Below are 14,186 nucleotides of genomic sequence, written 5' to 3'. Positions count from 1 at the left end.
CTGCCGGCATGGCCTACAAGTCCCTGCGCGATTTCATCCAGATGCTGGAAGCCGAGGGCGAGCTGGTGCGCGTTAGCGAGCCGGTCTCGACCCATCTGGAGATGACGGAGATCCAGACCCGGCTGCTGAGGAACGGCGGCCCGGCGGTGATCTTCGAGAAGCCGGTGATGCCCGACGGATCGATCAGCCCCATCCCCTGCCTGGCCAATCTGTTCGGCACGGTGAAGCGCGTCGCCATGGGCGTGACGATGGAGAAGAAGACGCGGACCACGGCGGCCGAGCTGCGCGAGGTCGGCGAACTTCTGGCCTTTCTGCGCAATCCGACGCCGCCGCGCGGCCTGGGCGACGCGATGGAGATGCTGCCGTTGATGCAGACGGTCATGTCGATGCGGCCCAAGGTCGTGAAGACCGCGCCGGTGCAGCAGGTGGTGCTGAAGGGCGACCAGATCGACCTGACCAGCCTGCCGGTCCAGGGCTGCTGGCCGGGCGAGCCGGCGCCTCTGATCACCTGGGGTCTGGTGGTCACCAAGGGACCGTCGGATGCGCGCGAGGACGACTTCAACCTGGGCATCTACCGGATGCAGGTGCTGGGCAAGGACAGGGCCATCATGCGCTGGCTGGCCCACCGCGGCGGGGCGCAACACTATGCCCGCCACAAGAAGGCCGGATCAAAGGAGCCCCTGCCCTGCGCCGTCGTGCTGGGCGCCGATCCGGGCACGATCCTGGCCGCCGTGACGCCCGTGCCGGATACCCTGAGCGAGTATCAGTTCGCGGGCCTGCTGCGGGGGGCCAAGGCCGAGCTTGTCCCGTGCAAGACCGTGCCGCTGATGGTCCCAGCCAACGCCGAGATCGTGCTGGAGGGTCACGTGCTGCTGGACGAGCACGCGCCGGAGGGGCCGTATGGCGATCACACCGGCTACTACAACTCGGTCGAGACCTTCCCGGTATTCCAGGTGACGGCCATCACCATGCGGAAGGACCCCATCTATCTGACCACCTTCACGGGCCGCCCGCCGGATGAGCCGAGCGTGTTGGGCGAGGCGCTGAACGAGGTCTTCATCCCCCTGCTGCAGGCCCAGTTCCCGGAGATCACCGACTTCTGGCTGCCGCCCGAGGGCTGCAGCTATCGGATCGCCGTGGTGTCTATGAAGAAGGCCTATCCGGGCCACGCCAAGCGGGTGATGCTGGGCGTCTGGAGCTACCTGCGCCAGTTCATGTACACCAAGTGGGTCATCGTCGTGGACGACGACATCGACGCCCGCGACTGGAAGGACGTCATGTGGGCCATCTCCACCAAGATGGACCCGGCGCGCGACATCACGGTGATCGAGTCGACGCCGATCGACTACCTGGACTTCGCCAGCCCCGAGAGCGGCCTGGGCTCCAAGATCGGCCTGGACGCCACCGACAAGTGGTCGCCCGAGACCAAACGCGAATGGGGCGAGGAAATCCGCATGGAAGACGCCGTCGTCGAGCGCGTCAGCGAGATGTGGGACCGCCTCGGATTGCCGGGCGACAAGACGCCGATCTGGAAATAGGCTGAGCCCCTGAATCGGCGCCGGGGGGCGGATGAGCGCGTTCGAGTTCTTCTTTAGCTTCTACGGCTTGCTGCTGGGCCTGTCGGTGGCCGAGCTCGTGGGCGGGTTCGCGCGCGTGCTGCATGAGAAGGCGCGGGTGCGCTTCGGGTGGCTGACGCCGCTGCTGGCGGTGTTCGTGGCGCTAGATGTGGCGACCTTCTGGAACCAGGCATGGGGCATCTTCCGCGGGGCGCCGTTCAACCAGGCGCTGCTGATCATCGGCCTGGTGATCGCGGGGGTCTTCTACATCGCCGCCAGCGTGACATTCCCGCGCGTCTCGGCCGAGGGTAGCGAGCAACGTATCGATCTGGACGACCACTTCTGGGCGCACCGTCGGCTGGTGTTCGGCTGCATCCTGGCGGCCAACCTGATCGTCGGTGTGATGTTCATGGCGCTGATGAGCGTGGACGCCGGCTTCGCCGCCATGTCCACGCCGCGCCTGTGGATCGGCTTCGGCGTCTTCTTCTTCGGCACGGCGACGGCGGCCTTCTCGCCGTGGCGATGGGCCGTGAAGGGGGCGCTGTTTGTGCTGTTCGCCTACAGCCTGTTCAACGTCGGCCGCGCCGCCATTGCCCTTGTCGCGGCAGGCGGCTGGTCGCCGGCGACTGGAGCCTGACATGAGCGCGTTCGAGTTCTTCTTCAGCTTCTACGGGCTGCTTCTGGGCCTGTCGGTCGCCGCCATCGCCACGGGCATGGCCATCGCCATCCAGAACCGCAAGCGCGCGCGCATCGGCTGGCTGACGCCACTGCTGGCCGTCTTCGTCATGCTGGACATCGCCAGCTTCTGGGACGCCGCATGGAACACATTCCGCGACGCGCCCTTCACTTACGGCCTGCTGATCGCGGGCCTCGCGATCGCCCTGATCTACTTCCTGGCCGCCTCGCTGGTGTTCCCCTACGACGTCGAGGAAGGCGTTTCGCTGGACGACCACTTCTGGGCCAACAAGAAGCTGGTCCTGCTGCTGACCTCGCTGGCCAGCATCGTCATGATCGCCGTGTCTTCCCCCTTCTGGCTGGCGAAGCCGGGCGGCGTGACCACCATGATCACCATGGGGCTTAATCTGTTGCTGTACCTCGCCCTGATCGTGCCATCGGCCTTCACGCGCCGTCGGTGGCTCTTCGCGGCCCTGGTCGGGGCCCACACGGCCATCTACCTGGCGCTCGCCGGCTTGAGCGCGATCGCCCCTGAGGGTCCGACGCCGACCGCGAAACCAAGCGCCGTTGCAGCGGTTGGACCTGCGGCCTGACGCGCCTTGCCAATCACGAAGGCGGAGTTGAAGACGACGCCATGCGCCTTTCCGCCCTGACTTCCGCCCTGTTCACCGCCCTGTTGTTCACGAGTCCCGCCATGTCCCAGACGCCGCCCTCCGTTCCGAACGCCGCGCCTTGGGATCAGGCCTTCCTGCCGCCAGCGCCGGAGTGGGACGGGGCCAGCCGCGGCCTGCTGCGCGACGCGTCGGACCCCTGGGCCAGCGCCTTCGAGATCGACCCCGAGCACGACTTTTCGCCCAACTATGTCGACACCCGCGCCTGGTTCGACCGCCTGGACGCCGCCAGCGACCTGATCCGCATCGAACAGTTCGGCGTCTCGCCGGAGGGGCGGCCGATCTATGCGGTGATCGCGTCGAAGGACGGCGCGGCGTTCGATCCGGCCAAGCCCGTGCTGCTGGTCCAGGCCGGCATCCACCCCGGCGAGATCGACGGCAAGGACGCGGGCATGATGCTGCTGCGTGACATCGCCTTCTACGGCAAGGACAGGCTGCTGGACCGGGTCAACCTGATCCTGATCCCCATCCTGTCGGTGGACGGGCATGAGCGGGCCAGCGCCTATTCGCGCCCCAACCAGCGAGGCCCCCGCATCCAGGGCTGGCGCAACACCGGCACGAACCAGAACCTGAATCGCGACTACATGAAGCTGGACCAGCCTGAGATGCGGGCGGTGCGCGGCCTGATCCTGAAGTACCAGCCGGACTTGTACGTCGATGTCCACGTCACCGACGGCCTCGATTACCAGTATGACGTCACCTACGGCTTCAACGGCGAGGACGGGGCCTTCACCCGCTCGCCGGCCGGATCGGCCTGGCTGAACCACGTGCTGAAGCCGGCCATGAACGCGGCGCTGAGCGCCCAGGGCCACATCCCCGGCGAGCTGGTGTTCGGCATCGACGATCAGAACCCGCGCGCGGGCCTGTCGGACGGCGGTCTGGGCGAGCGGTTCTCGAACGGCTGGGGCTCGGCGGCGCACCTGCCGACCATCCTGATCGAAAACCACAGCCTGAAGCCGCATGAGCAGCGGGTGCTGGGCACCTATGTCTTCATGGAGGAGGCGCTGCGGTTGCTGGCCGAACACGGCGCTGAGCTGCGCGCCGCCAGCGCATCGGACGCGGCGCTGCGCCCCGCCGAGATCCCGGCCAACTTCGTGACCGACCGCGAGCCCAAGAGCGTGCGACCGTTCCTGGGCATCCGCTACGAGACCTATGACAGCCCCGCGACCGGGCGGCCGGAGATTCGCTACCTCGGCCAGCCGGACCCTGAGCTGTGGCAAATGCCCTTCTATGGCTCGCACCCGACGCTGACGCTGCAGCGGCCCAGGGCCTACTTAATCCCGGCCTACCGCGCCGACCTGATCGAACGGCTGAAGGCGCATGGCGTGCAGATGGAGACCTTCGGCGAGCCGACGCCGGTGACCGCCACCTTCCTGCGCCTCGGCGAGCCCCAGATCGCTACGCGCGCCAACGAGGGCCACGTCCAGATCAGCGTCTCGGAAGCGACGCCGGAGACCCGTACGCAGGTCTTCGCGCCTGGCTCCGTCCGCGTTTCGACAGACCAGCCGCTGGGCGATGTCGTCGTGCTGCTGCTGGAGCCGCTGTCCAGCGAGAGCTTCTTCGCCTGGGGCATGGTCCCCGAGGTGCTGACCCAGGTCGAGTACATCGAGAGCTACGCCATCGCCCCACTGGCCGAGGCGATGATGGCCGCCGATCCGGCGCTGAAGGCCGAGTTCGAGGCCAAGCTGGCCGCCGAACCCGCCTTCTCCGCCGATCCCGAGGCGCGTCTGCGCTGGTTCTATCAGCGCACGCCGTTCTATGATGACCGCTATCGCCTGTATTCGATCGCTCGGGAGGAGTGACGGCGGGTCGAGGGGGGATGACGCCATGACCGCCATTCAGGCCGCCGCTCTGTGGAGCGGCCTGCTCATCATCTGGATCACTGCGCTGGGCGTCCGAGTCACCCTGGACCGTCGCAAGCATAAAGTACTGCTGGGCGACGGCGGCGTGGCGGATCTGAACGTCAGCGTGCGGGTCTTCGCCAATGCGGCCGAATACATGCCGATGGGTTGGGCGGCCCTGATCCTGATGGCGCTGTGCGGCGCGCCGGTGTGGGCGATCCATGCGGTTGGCGCGGCCCTGCTGACGGGGCGGATCATCCATCCCTTCGGCATGAGGGCGACCGGCGGCGTGAGGCTGCCGCGCGCCTTGGGGATGATGCTGACGTGGCTGCCGCTGCTGGCGGCGGGCGCCACGCTGGTGATCCTGGCCTTCCGCTGAGACGCGCCGTTGCGGCGGGCCGGTGGGTCGGCCATATCGGGGCATGAGTTCCGATGCCCTGCCCGACACCCTGCTCCCCGATCTGATCGCCGCCGCGCTGAAGGCCGGCGCCGACGCCGCCGAGGCCGTCTCGGCCCAGCGCCAGTCCCTGTCCGTGGGCGTGCGCAACGGCGTGCTGGAGGATGTCGAGCGCGAGGAGAGCCGCGACCTGGGCCTGCGCGTCTTCGTCGGGCGGCGTCAGGCGACCGTCTCCGCCTCCGATCTGTCCGATGCGACCCGCGCCCGCCTGGTGGAGCGCGCCGTGGCGATGGCGAAACTGGCGCCGGAAGATCCCTACGCGGGGCTCGCGGACGAAACCCTGCTGGCGCGCGGCCCACATCCGGATCTCGATCAATACGACCCTGCCGAACGCAGCGCCGCCCAGCTTCAGGCCGCCGCCGCCGAGGGCGAGGCCGCGGCCCTGGCCGTTCCTGGCGTCGCGCGGTCAGAAGGCGGTCAGGCCAGCTGGTCGACCAGCCGTTGGCGGCACGTCACCTCGCACGGCTTTGACGGCGTCCACCGGGGAAGCGCCTTTTCGCTGGGCGTCGGCGTCATCGCCGAGAAGGACGGCGCCATGGAGCGCGGCGGCGAGGGCCGCACCACCCGCCACCTCAGCGACCTGCCCGGCGCGGCCGAGGTCGGTCTGGTCGCCGGCCAGCGCGCGATCGCCCGCACCGGGCCGCGCAAGATCGCCTCGACCACCGCCACCGTCATCTTCGAGAATCGCATCGCCGGCCAGGTGCTGTCGCCGCTGGTCGGGGCCATCGGTGGTCCGTCGATCGCGCGGGGCACGTCGTTCCTGAAGGACAAGCTGGGCCAGCGTGTGTTGCCGGAAGGCGTCGATCTGATCGACGACCCATTACGCCCGCGCGGCCTGGGCTCGGCCCCGTTCGACGACGAGGGCGTAGCGGTCCAGCGGCGCAAGCTGGTGGACGACGGCGTCATCACGACCTGGCTGCTAAACACATCTTCCGCCGCGCAGCTGGGCCTGACCTCGACCGGCCATGCTTCGCGCGGGCTGGCGGGACCGCCGGGCGTCTCGACCCACAATCTGCATCTGGAGCCGCACGAACTGGACCTTGCCAGTCTGATGGCCGAGGCGGGGACGGGGCTGCTCGTCACCTCCATGTTCGGGCCGTCGCTGAACGGGAACACCGGCGACTGGTCGGCCGGGGTGTCGGGCTTCTGGTTCGAGGGCGGCGAGATCGCCTATCCGGTCAGCGAGATCACCGTCGCGGGCGGCTTGATCGACCTCTACGCGCGGATGCGGCCGGGCTCGGACCTGGAGTTCCGAGGCAGTTTCAACGTGCCGTCGCTCAGTTTCGACCGCGTGGCCATCGCCGGCAAATGAGCCTGGACGACGACCTGATCCTGATCCGCGAGGCGGCCGTCGCCGCAGGCGCCCTGGCGCGCGCCGAACGCGAGGCCGGGCTCAAGGTCTGGTCCAAATCCGGCGGGTCACCCGTGACCAGCGCCGACCTGGCCGTCGATGCGCAGTTGCGCGAGACCCTGCTGGGCGCCCGGCCCGACTACGGCTGGCTGTCCGAGGAGACCGCCGATACGCCCGACCGCCTCACCACCCGCCGACAGTTCGTGGTCGATCCGATCGACGGTACGGTCGCCTTCATGAAGAAGACTCCGTGGTGGTGCGTGCCCATCGCCGTGGTCGAGGATGGCCAGCCGATCGCCGCCGTCATCCACGCACCGATGCTGGGCGAGACCTTCGAGGCGACGCGGGGCGGCGGGGCGCGGCTGAACGGTGAGACGATCACGGCGTCCGACACCACCGATCTGGAGGACGCGGCGGTGTTGGCCGACGCCCGGCTGATGGAGGGTCCGCAATGGCCGGAGCCCTGGCCCGAGATGCGGTACGAAAAGCGCAACGCCCTGGCTTACCGCATGGCGCTGGTCGCGGCCGGCATGTTCGACGCCGCCATCGCCCTGACGCCCAAATGGGACTGGGACGTCTGCGCCGGCGCCCTGATCGCGCAGGAGGCGGGCGCCAAGGTCAGCGATCACCACGGCAGACCCTGGCGCTTCAACCGGCCCGATCCACGCCAGACCAGCCTGGTCTGCGCCGCTCCGGCCCTGCAGCCCCTGATCCTGCGGCGCTGCGCGACCATCCCGCTGGGGCTATAGCCCGCCCCAAGGTTGAACAAAGGGCCGGTCCCGCCTATGCGCAGGCCAACCTCCCCTTTGCCGCCGGACCCGACCCATGGCCCTGAACACCGCCGATCCCCAACTGCTCCACCTCGTCATTGGGGGCGAGCTGCGCCATCTGGGCGAGCCGGTGTTCCGCGACCTGTCGAAGGTCGAGTTCGTGGGTGCGTTCGGCAGTTATACCGAGGCCCAGAAGGCGTGGAAGGCCCGCGCCCAGGCCACCGTCGACAACGCCCACATGCGCTACTTCATCCTGCACGCGCACAAGCTGATCGATCCGCGCGCGACCGAGTAAGCGGAACCGTTCGGCGGGCTGGAACGCTTTCATTCCAGATTTCCGCCAGGAGCCACAGATGGCGCCGACCCTCATCCTGATCGTGCTGGCCGCCACCGTCATCGCCGGTCTGGTCTGGTACATCCGCCGCAAGCCCGCGCGGCCCTATGAGGAGCGGTCCGAGCAGGACACCGCCTGGAACGACCCTGTCGATCCGGACAGCCGTCCATGACGCTGTTCGGAACCACGCTCGGCGGCGCCGAGATCACCTCCCTGGTAGCCATGCTGGCGACGCTGGTGCTGTGGTTCGGGGTGCTGCGTAACCAGCGCGGCCAGACCGACTGGATCCGGCGCAAGCTGGCCGAACGCGAGGCGAAGGAGCAGCCCGAAGTAGGTCCGACACCCGATGGGCCGCCCGATCCCCGTCGGCCTTGGGGCTAGGCGCCGCCGAGGCAGAACATCATCCTCGGACTTGATCTGAGGATGACAGTCGGCAGGGGCAAGCCTTACTCCCGCCGCAGCAGCTTCTCTGTCAGCAGCGTGCCCCACCAGTTGGCGCGAAAATGCTCGCGGATGGCCTTGGGGTCGTAGGCGTCGCTCTCAATCCAGTCGATGAAGCTGACGCCCGTCGGCTCGACCTCCTTGATGTAGAGCTCCAGCGTGTGGTCCAGCACGCCCGTCAGGCCCTCGCGGTGGTGCAGGTGCTTCTTGGACAGCTCCTGGATCGCGACCGAGATCGGCTCGCCCAGATGAAAGTGGCGGTAGAAGACCGCCATCATCCCGGCCCGGTCCGCGCCCGACTTGCAGTGTATCAGCGCCGGATACTCGATGGTCTGAAACAGCGCTTTCGCGCGCGCGACGCGATCCTTTCCCGGCGGGTCGCGGCTGTCGAGCGGCGCGTCGATCAGGGTCAGGCCCAGACGCGCGCAGGCGTCCTTCTCCAGCGCGTAATAGGCTTCGTCCCTCACGCCGCGCAGGTTGATGACCGTCTTGATCCCGCGCGCCTTCCAATCGGCCAGCTGACGCGGCGACGGCTGGTTGGTCCGAACCAGGTCCGCGCCGATCCAGTGGGCGTTCGAAAACCAGCGCCGCAGGAAGGCATGATCCTTCCACACATAGTCCCACCGCGCCCTGAACCGGCCGCCGGGGGTGGAAAGGTCGTAACGCGCCATGCGTGGCCAGATAGGGGGTGTCGATGTCTGCGTCACGTGCAGAAGGAATCTATCGACAATACCTTCGCTCCACTTAAGGTAGCAGATCTGTTTCGGAATGACGGCAGTGCCAATGAACCCGGCTCTTCGCTTCTCGCTGGTCGTCGCGAGCCTCTCGTTGACTACGAGCATAGCAGAGGCACGACCGCTTCAGGCAGCTCGTGGGTTCATCGATGAGGCGCGGACGCAATCGGAAGCACTCTATCAGCAGGTTCCCCGGCTTCGAGAGGTTGACCTCGCCATTCGCCAGGACTGTGCGGCGAAGGTCAGGGGGCACACTGCTGATGACGCATTCTGCTCCTGTGGGGCCGCTGTCACCATGTCCATTTGGCGATCCGGCGGCGATCCTCAGATGATCTCTAGACTGAGGGATTTCATAACGAACCCGGACGCCACGCCTGACGCCTTGCTCGCGTATCAAGGTCCTGAGCTTTACCAACCGGTATGCCGGGCGGGCGGCAATCCTAGACGGCGCTAACAAGCGATCCATCGACCGCGCCTTGACTTGGCAGCGCGTCCGTCCGACCTGCTGGCAATGACCGCGCCCACCGATCCGAATGAGGACCAGCCGCTCCGGCCGCTGCTGGCGCGGATTTGGCGCGATTACCTGTCGCACCATCGCGGGGCGCTGTTCCTGTCGATGATGTGCGCAGCGATGGCGGGCGGGCTGTCGGCCCTGACGCTGAAGTTGCTGGAGCCTGCGATCAACGGGCTGTTCCTGCAGCAGAACGCACCCATGAAGTTGTGGGGCTTCATCGACATCGCGCCGGGCCAGGCGCTGATCGTCATTCCGCTGACCATCGTGGCGGTGGCGGTGGTGTGGACCCTGTCGTCGCTTGGTCAGGCGGCGCTGGTCAACCGGCTGGGGCATGGCATCGTCGGCGATATCCAGGTTCGGCTGTTCGGGGCGATGATCCGGGCCGATCTGGCGCGACTGCGCAGCCAGCATTCCGGCGCCTTCGTCTCCAGCGTCCTGTTCGACGCCAATCTGGTGCGCGAGGCCTTCACCAACGGCGTGGTCAACTACACCCAGCACAGCCTGACGCTGCTGTTCGTCATCCTGTCCATGGTCTTCATCGATTGGCGGCTGACGCTGATCGTGCTGCTGGGCGTGCCGCTGATCAGCCTGGTGATGCGGCGCTTCTCCAGGCGCACCAAGAAGGCCACGACCGGCGCGATGAGGGAGACCGAGACCCTATCCACCGCGCTGATGGAAAACCTGGACGGTGTCCGCCTGATCAAGATCGAGAACCGCGAGGCGGCCGAGGAGGCGCGCGTGGGTGAGGTGGTTCAGCGCCGCCAGCGCCATGTGATCAAGAGCGCCGACAGTCGCGCCTTCGCCGGGCCGTTCAGCAATCTGGTGGCCATGATCGTGGTCGCCGCCGTCATGGCCTATGCCGGATGGCGGGCGCAGGCGGGCGACATGAGCGTGGGCGCCTTCGCCGCCTTCATCGGCCTGCTGATGGCGGCCGGCCAGTCGCTGCGGCAGGTGACCAATCTGCAGACGGTGATGACCGAGGGGCTGACCGCCGCGCGCCGCCTGTTCGCGGCGCTGGATATCGAACCGGAGATCCGCGAGGCCGCCGATGCCACGCCGCTGACCGAGGGGCCGGCCACCGTCGCCTTCGACCATGTTTCCTTCGCCTACGCGCCTGCCATCGAGGGCGGCGCGCCGACGCTGGCCGATGTATCGCTGACCGTGCGGCCGGGCGAGACCGCCGCCCTGGTCGGGCCGTCCGGCGGTGGGAAGAGCACCCTGCTGAGCCTGCTGCCGCGCTTCTATGACGTGACTTCGGGCGCGGTGACCATCAATGGGCAGGACATCCGCGGACTGAGGTTGGCCAGCCTGCGCGACCACATCGCCCTGGTGACGCAGGAGCCCTTCCTGTTCGACGACACCATCGCCGCCAATATCGCCTATGGCCGCCCCGGCGCCACGCAGGACGACATCGAGGCCGCCGCCAGTGACGCCGCCGCCCACGACTTCATCACGGCCTTGCCCGAAGGCTACGCGACCCGCGCCGGCGAGGCCGGCCTGCGCCTGTCCGGCGGCCAGCGCCAGCGCATCGCCATCGCCCGCGCCTTCCTGAAGAACGCCCCCATCCTGCTGCTGGACGAGGCCACCAGCGCACTGGACACCGAGAGCGAGGCCCTGGTTCAGGCGGCTCTGGAGCGACTGATGGCCGGCCGCGCCACCCTGATGATCGCCCACCGCCTGTCGACCGTTCAGAACGCCGACCGCATTCACGTGCTGGAGGCCGGGCGCATCGTCGAACAGGGCACGCACGCCGAACTCTCCAGGCAGGGCGGCCTGTACGCGCGGCTGGCGCGCCAGCAGGCGCTGGGGGCGGCGACGGTCGAAACGGTCGCATGAGACCGCTGCGCAATCCGGTCGTCCAGACTGTCCTCGCCTGGCTGCTGGCCGCGTGGATGCGGTTCTGCTTCGCCACCATCCGGTGGACCTATGACAACCGTTCGGTCGCCGAGGGCGTCTGGGACCACGGCGGCGGGGTGCTGTGCGCCTTCTGGCACTCGCGCATCGGCCTGAGCCCCGCCTGCTGGCCGCTGGACCGGGCGCAACCGGCCAAGGCGCTGATCTCGCTGAGCCCCGACGGCCAGTTCATCGCCAAGGCGGTGGCGCGCCAAGGCTTTCCCGCCGTGCGCGGATCGTCCGCCAACAAGGACAAGGCGGCAGCTTCCAAGGGCGGCACGCAGGCCCTGCGCGACGGCCTGAAGCAGCTGAAGATCGGCGCCCTGGCCATCACGCCCGACGGCCCGCGCGGCCCGGCGCGGCAGATGGCCGAGGGTCTGCCGCTGATGGCCAAGCTGTCGGGGGCGCCGGTGCTGTTCATCGGCATGAGCTGCAATCCGGCCATCCGGCTGGGCAGCTGGGATCGCGCGGTCCTGCCCCTGCCGTTCGGCCGGGGCGTCATCGCCTATGATATCGACCACTTCCCCGAGGGCGGCGAACTGTCCGCCGTCGCCGCGGACTGGACCGCGCGCTTGAACGCGGTCGAGGCGCGCGCCGACGCCATCACGGGCCTGACCCCCGCATGACGGTGATGCTGGGCGCTTATCGCGTCGTCACGTCGGTTCTGGAACCGCTGGTCCCGCGCCTGCTGCAGATGCGTGTCCGACAGGGCAAGGAAGACCCGGTGCGGTGGCGCGAGAAGCTGGGCGAGACGACGACGCCGCGGCCCGCCGGGCCCTTGGTCTGGTTGCATGGCGTCAGCGTGGGCGAGGCGCTGTCGCTGCTGCCGCTGATCGATCGGTTAGGAGCCGAACGGCCGGACCTGGGCGTCCTGGTCACCACCGGCACACGCACGGCGGCCGAGATGATGGCGCGGCGCCTGCCCGAAGACGTCGTTCACCAGTTCGCGCCGGTCGATACGCCCGAGGCGGTCGACGCCTTCCTGGAGCATTGGCGGCCGTCGCTGGCGGTGTTCGTCGAGAGCGAGCTGTGGCCCAACCAGCTGTTCTTCGCCCGTCAGCGCGGCGTGAAGCTGGCCCTGGTCAGCGCGCGGGTGACGGAGAAGACGGTCAAGGGCTGGTCCCGCTTCCGCGAGGCGGCCGGCCGGCTGCTGGGCCTGTTCGACCTGGTGACGCCGCAGGACGAGGTGTCGGCCGAGCGGCTGGGCGCGCTGGGCGCGCGCATCGACGGGCTGATCAATCTGAAGCTGGCGGGCGATCCCCTGCCCCACGACGCCAAGGCCTTTCGCCGTCTCAGCGCCGCGGTCGGCGATCGGCCAGTGATCCTTGCGGCCAGCACGCACGAGGGCGAGGAGGCCGCGCTGGCGCGCTGGCTGAAAGACCTGCCCGCCCTGCTGATCGTGGCCCCCCGCCATCCGGAGCGCAGCGCCGAGATCGTCGGCGCCCTGCGCGCCGGCGGCCATGCGGTCGCGGTGCGTTCGACCGGCGCGGAGCCGGGCGCCGAACTGGGCGACGGCGTCTATCTGGCCGACACCCTGGGCGAGATGGGGCTGTTCCTGCGGCTGGCCGACGTCGTGGTGATGGGCGGCTCGTTCGCGCCTCTGCTGGGACGCCCGGTCGTGGGCGGGCATAATCCGCTGGAGCCGGCGCGGCTGTCGCGCGCCATGGTCGCCGGGCCGGACGACAGCAACTGGCAGGCGGTGACGGCGGCTCTGGTCGAGGCCGGCGGCCTGGCGCAGGTCGGCTCCAGCGACGAACTGAGGGCGGCGGTCTATCGGCTGCTGGTCGAGCCGGCCGTGGCCAAGTCGATGGGCGCCAGCGCCCAGCGACTGGCGCGCGACGCGGGCGCGCAGGTCGACCGGCTGATGGAGGCGCTGGCGCCCTTGTTGCCGGAGCGGGCCTCGTGAAGCTGACCACGCCGCGCTGGTGGTACTCGCGCGAGCGTCGCCACGCGCCGTTCGCACGCATGACGCTGACGCCGCTGGGCTGGATCTGGGCGGCGGTGACGGCGCGCAGGATCGCGCGGGCGACGCCGATGACGGTCGATGCGGCGGTGATCTCGGTCGGCAATCTGACCATGGGCGGCTCGGGCAAGACGCCGGTGGCGCGCGAGGCGCTGCGGCTGCTGCGGCAGGCGGGCGTCGAGACCCACGCCCTGTCGCGCGGCTATGGCGGGCGGCTGGAGGGGCCGCTGCGGGTCCAGCCCGACATGACCGCCGCCGACGTCGGCGATGAACCGCTGATGATCGCGCAGCACGCGCCCGCCTGGATCGCGCGTGACCGGGTAGCGGGCGCACGGGCCGCCGCCAAAGCGGGCGCGACGGTGCTGGTGCTGGACGACGGCCACCAGAATCCGGCGCTGGCCAAGACCCTCAGCCTCGTCGTCGTCGACGGTGAGACGCGCGACGGCGAATGGCCCTTCGGCGACGGCTCGGTCTTCCCCGCCGGGCCAATGCGCGAGCCGCTGAAGGCCGGGCTGGCGCGGGCCGATGCGGTGGTGGTGATGCTGCCGGCCGATGCGCCGGGCGTCGATCCCGAGCTGCTCGCCGTGTTCGCCGACACGCCCGTCGTCACCGCCCGCCTGTCCCCCGCCGCCCCGCCGCCGTCCGGCCCCCAGGTCGGCTTCGCCGGCATCGCCAAACCCTGGCGCGTCGAGGCGGCGCTGAAGGCCGCCGGCTGCGACCTGGCCGACTTCGTCCCCTACCCCGACCATGCCGCCTTTAGGCCGGAGGACCTGACCTTCCTCGCCGACCGCGCGGCCCTGTTCGGCGCGGGGCTGGTGACGACGGAGAAGGACTGGGTGCGCCTGCCGCCGGAGTGGCGCGAGCGGGTGACGGCCTGGCCGGTGGTGGCGCGGTTTGACGATGAGGCGGGTTTCTTGGCGCTTCTGATGGCCGCGAGAACTCTTGCTGAAGCGGCTGCCCCGAAGGTCTCCTGAGGGTGGAAAGCG

15 protein-coding genes are annotated in these 14,186 nt (G+C 69.1%); 14 read left to right on the top strand and 1 reads right to left on the bottom strand.

Features of this window, described 5'->3' with window-relative positions; translation table 11 throughout:
- The first annotated feature begins 8 nt into the window (after nucleotides 1–8).
- From ASG17_RS06115 to ASG17_RS06075, 10 genes are all read left to right on the top strand, one after another.
- A complete protein-coding gene (locus ASG17_RS06115; protein WP_056100577.1) occupies nucleotides 9–1,538 on the top strand; it encodes a UbiD family decarboxylase in 1,530 nt (509 codons plus the stop codon).
- Nucleotides 1,539–1,569: 31 nt separating this feature from the next.
- Entirely contained in the window at nucleotides 1,570–2,193 is a 624-nt protein-coding gene (locus ASG17_RS06110) for a hypothetical protein (protein WP_056100574.1), read from the top strand.
- Between the two features lies 1 nt (nucleotide 2,194).
- The gene (locus ASG17_RS06105) at nucleotides 2,195–2,824 is read left to right on the top strand and encodes a hypothetical protein (RefSeq protein WP_056100571.1); all 630 of its coding nucleotides are present in this window, start codon (nucleotides 2,195–2,197) and stop codon (nucleotides 2,822–2,824) included.
- Nucleotides 2,825–2,865: 41 nt separating this feature from the next.
- Nucleotides 2,866–4,704, top strand: coding sequence for a M14 family metallopeptidase (locus tag ASG17_RS06100; RefSeq protein ID WP_056100568.1), 1,839 nt, complete (start codon nucleotides 2,866–2,868; stop codon nucleotides 4,702–4,704).
- 25 nt (nucleotides 4,705–4,729) lie between these two features.
- Nucleotides 4,730–5,122, top strand: a complete 393-nt coding sequence (locus ASG17_RS06095; protein WP_056100566.1) for an MAPEG family protein — start codon at nucleotides 4,730–4,732, stop codon at nucleotides 5,120–5,122.
- Between the two features lie 43 nt (nucleotides 5,123–5,165).
- Nucleotides 5,166–6,512, top strand: a complete 1,347-nt coding sequence (locus ASG17_RS06090; protein WP_156367745.1) for a TldD/PmbA family protein — start codon at nucleotides 5,166–5,168, stop codon at nucleotides 6,510–6,512.
- Nucleotides 6,509–7,300, top strand: a complete 792-nt coding sequence (locus ASG17_RS06085) for a 3'(2'),5'-bisphosphate nucleotidase CysQ (protein ID WP_056100563.1) — start codon at nucleotides 6,509–6,511, stop codon at nucleotides 7,298–7,300. Before ASG17_RS06090 ends, ASG17_RS06085 begins: the two co-directional genes overlap by 4 nt.
- Nucleotides 7,301–7,376: 76 nt before the next feature.
- Nucleotides 7,377–7,616: a DUF4170 domain-containing protein gene (locus tag ASG17_RS06080; protein WP_056100559.1), complete on the top strand. Its 240-nt coding sequence runs from the start codon at nucleotides 7,377–7,379 to the stop codon at nucleotides 7,614–7,616.
- Nucleotides 7,617–7,674: 58 nt separating this feature from the next.
- Nucleotides 7,675–7,827: a hypothetical protein gene (locus ASG17_RS15420; protein WP_156367744.1), complete on the top strand. Its 153-nt coding sequence runs from the start codon at nucleotides 7,675–7,677 to the stop codon at nucleotides 7,825–7,827.
- On the top strand, nucleotides 7,824–8,036 hold the full coding sequence (locus ASG17_RS06075; protein ID WP_056100556.1) for a hypothetical protein: 213 nt from the start codon (nucleotides 7,824–7,826) through the stop codon (nucleotides 8,034–8,036). Before ASG17_RS15420 ends, ASG17_RS06075 begins: the two co-directional genes overlap by 4 nt.
- Nucleotides 8,037–8,101: 65 nt before the next feature.
- Here ASG17_RS06075 and ASG17_RS06070 read toward each other — a convergent pair whose 3' ends face one another.
- Entirely contained in the window at nucleotides 8,102–8,767 is a 666-nt protein-coding gene (locus tag ASG17_RS06070) for a beta-lactamase hydrolase domain-containing protein (RefSeq protein WP_056100553.1), read from the bottom strand.
- Nucleotides 8,768–9,341: 574 nt separating this feature from the next.
- On the opposite strand from ASG17_RS06070, the gene ASG17_RS06065 reads away from it, so the two are divergent.
- The 4 genes from ASG17_RS06065 to lpxK are packed head-to-tail and all read left to right on the top strand — an operon-like array spanning nucleotide 9,342 to nucleotide 14,174.
- A complete protein-coding gene (locus ASG17_RS06065) occupies nucleotides 9,342–11,180 on the top strand; it encodes an ABC transporter ATP-binding protein (protein WP_056103177.1) in 1,839 nt (612 codons plus the stop codon).
- Complete coding sequence (locus tag ASG17_RS06060) at nucleotides 11,177–11,863, top strand: lysophospholipid acyltransferase family protein (protein WP_056100550.1); 687 nt, start codon at nucleotides 11,177–11,179, stop codon at nucleotides 11,861–11,863. The genes ASG17_RS06065 and ASG17_RS06060 overlap by 4 nt, the downstream gene beginning before the upstream one ends.
- Nucleotides 11,860–13,143, top strand: coding sequence for a 3-deoxy-D-manno-octulosonic acid transferase (locus ASG17_RS06055; RefSeq protein ID WP_056100547.1), 1,284 nt, complete (start codon nucleotides 11,860–11,862; stop codon nucleotides 13,141–13,143). The genes ASG17_RS06060 and ASG17_RS06055 overlap by 4 nt, the downstream gene beginning before the upstream one ends.
- The gene (lpxK, locus tag ASG17_RS06050; RefSeq protein WP_056100544.1) at nucleotides 13,140–14,174 is read left to right on the top strand and encodes a tetraacyldisaccharide 4'-kinase; all 1,035 of its coding nucleotides are present in this window, start codon (nucleotides 13,140–13,142) and stop codon (nucleotides 14,172–14,174) included. Before ASG17_RS06055 ends, lpxK begins: the two co-directional genes overlap by 4 nt.
- Nucleotides 14,175–14,186: the final 12 nt, after the last annotated feature.

The sequence above is a fragment of the Brevundimonas sp. Leaf363 genome (genome assembly GCF_001424025.1).
Taxonomy (GTDB): Bacteria; Pseudomonadota; Alphaproteobacteria; order Caulobacterales; family Caulobacteraceae; genus Brevundimonas.
Note: the sequence above shows the minus strand (reverse complement) of the source record. Positions and strands in the feature narration are given on the sequence as shown.

Excerpts from the sequence above, each read along its gene's own strand:
- ASG17_RS06115 (WP_056100577.1), top strand. The coding sequence starts at position 9 with ATGGCCTACAAGTCCCTGCGCGATTTCATCCAGATGCTGGAAGCCGAG.
- ASG17_RS06100 (WP_056100568.1), top strand. The coding sequence starts at position 2,866 with ATGCGCCTTTCCGCCCTGACTTCCGCCCTGTTCACCGCCCTGTTGTTC.
- ASG17_RS06095 (WP_056100566.1), top strand. The coding sequence starts at position 4,730 with ATGACCGCCATTCAGGCCGCCGCTCTGTGGAGCGGCCTGCTCATCATC.
- ASG17_RS06065 (WP_056103177.1), top strand. The coding sequence starts at position 9,342 with ATGACCGCGCCCACCGATCCGAATGAGGACCAGCCGCTCCGGCCGCTG.
- ASG17_RS06075 (WP_056100556.1), top strand. The coding sequence starts at position 7,824 with ATGACGCTGTTCGGAACCACGCTCGGCGGCGCCGAGATCACCTCCCTG.
- ASG17_RS06080 (WP_056100559.1), top strand. The coding sequence starts at position 7,377 with ATGGCCCTGAACACCGCCGATCCCCAACTGCTCCACCTCGTCATTGGG.
- ASG17_RS15420 (WP_156367744.1), top strand. The coding sequence starts at position 7,675 with ATGGCGCCGACCCTCATCCTGATCGTGCTGGCCGCCACCGTCATCGCC.
- ASG17_RS06055 (WP_056100547.1), top strand. The coding sequence starts at position 11,860 with ATGACGGTGATGCTGGGCGCTTATCGCGTCGTCACGTCGGTTCTGGAA.
- ASG17_RS06085 (WP_056100563.1), top strand. The coding sequence starts at position 6,509 with ATGAGCCTGGACGACGACCTGATCCTGATCCGCGAGGCGGCCGTCGCC.
- ASG17_RS06110 (WP_056100574.1), top strand. The coding sequence starts at position 1,570 with ATGAGCGCGTTCGAGTTCTTCTTTAGCTTCTACGGCTTGCTGCTGGGC.
- ASG17_RS06090 (WP_156367745.1), top strand. The coding sequence starts at position 5,166 with ATGAGTTCCGATGCCCTGCCCGACACCCTGCTCCCCGATCTGATCGCC.
- ASG17_RS06105 (WP_056100571.1), top strand. The coding sequence starts at position 2,195 with ATGAGCGCGTTCGAGTTCTTCTTCAGCTTCTACGGGCTGCTTCTGGGC.
- ASG17_RS06070 (WP_056100553.1), bottom strand. The coding sequence starts at position 8,767 with ATGGCGCGTTACGACCTTTCCACCCCCGGCGGCCGGTTCAGGGCGCGG.
- ASG17_RS06060 (WP_056100550.1), top strand. The coding sequence starts at position 11,177 with ATGAGACCGCTGCGCAATCCGGTCGTCCAGACTGTCCTCGCCTGGCTG.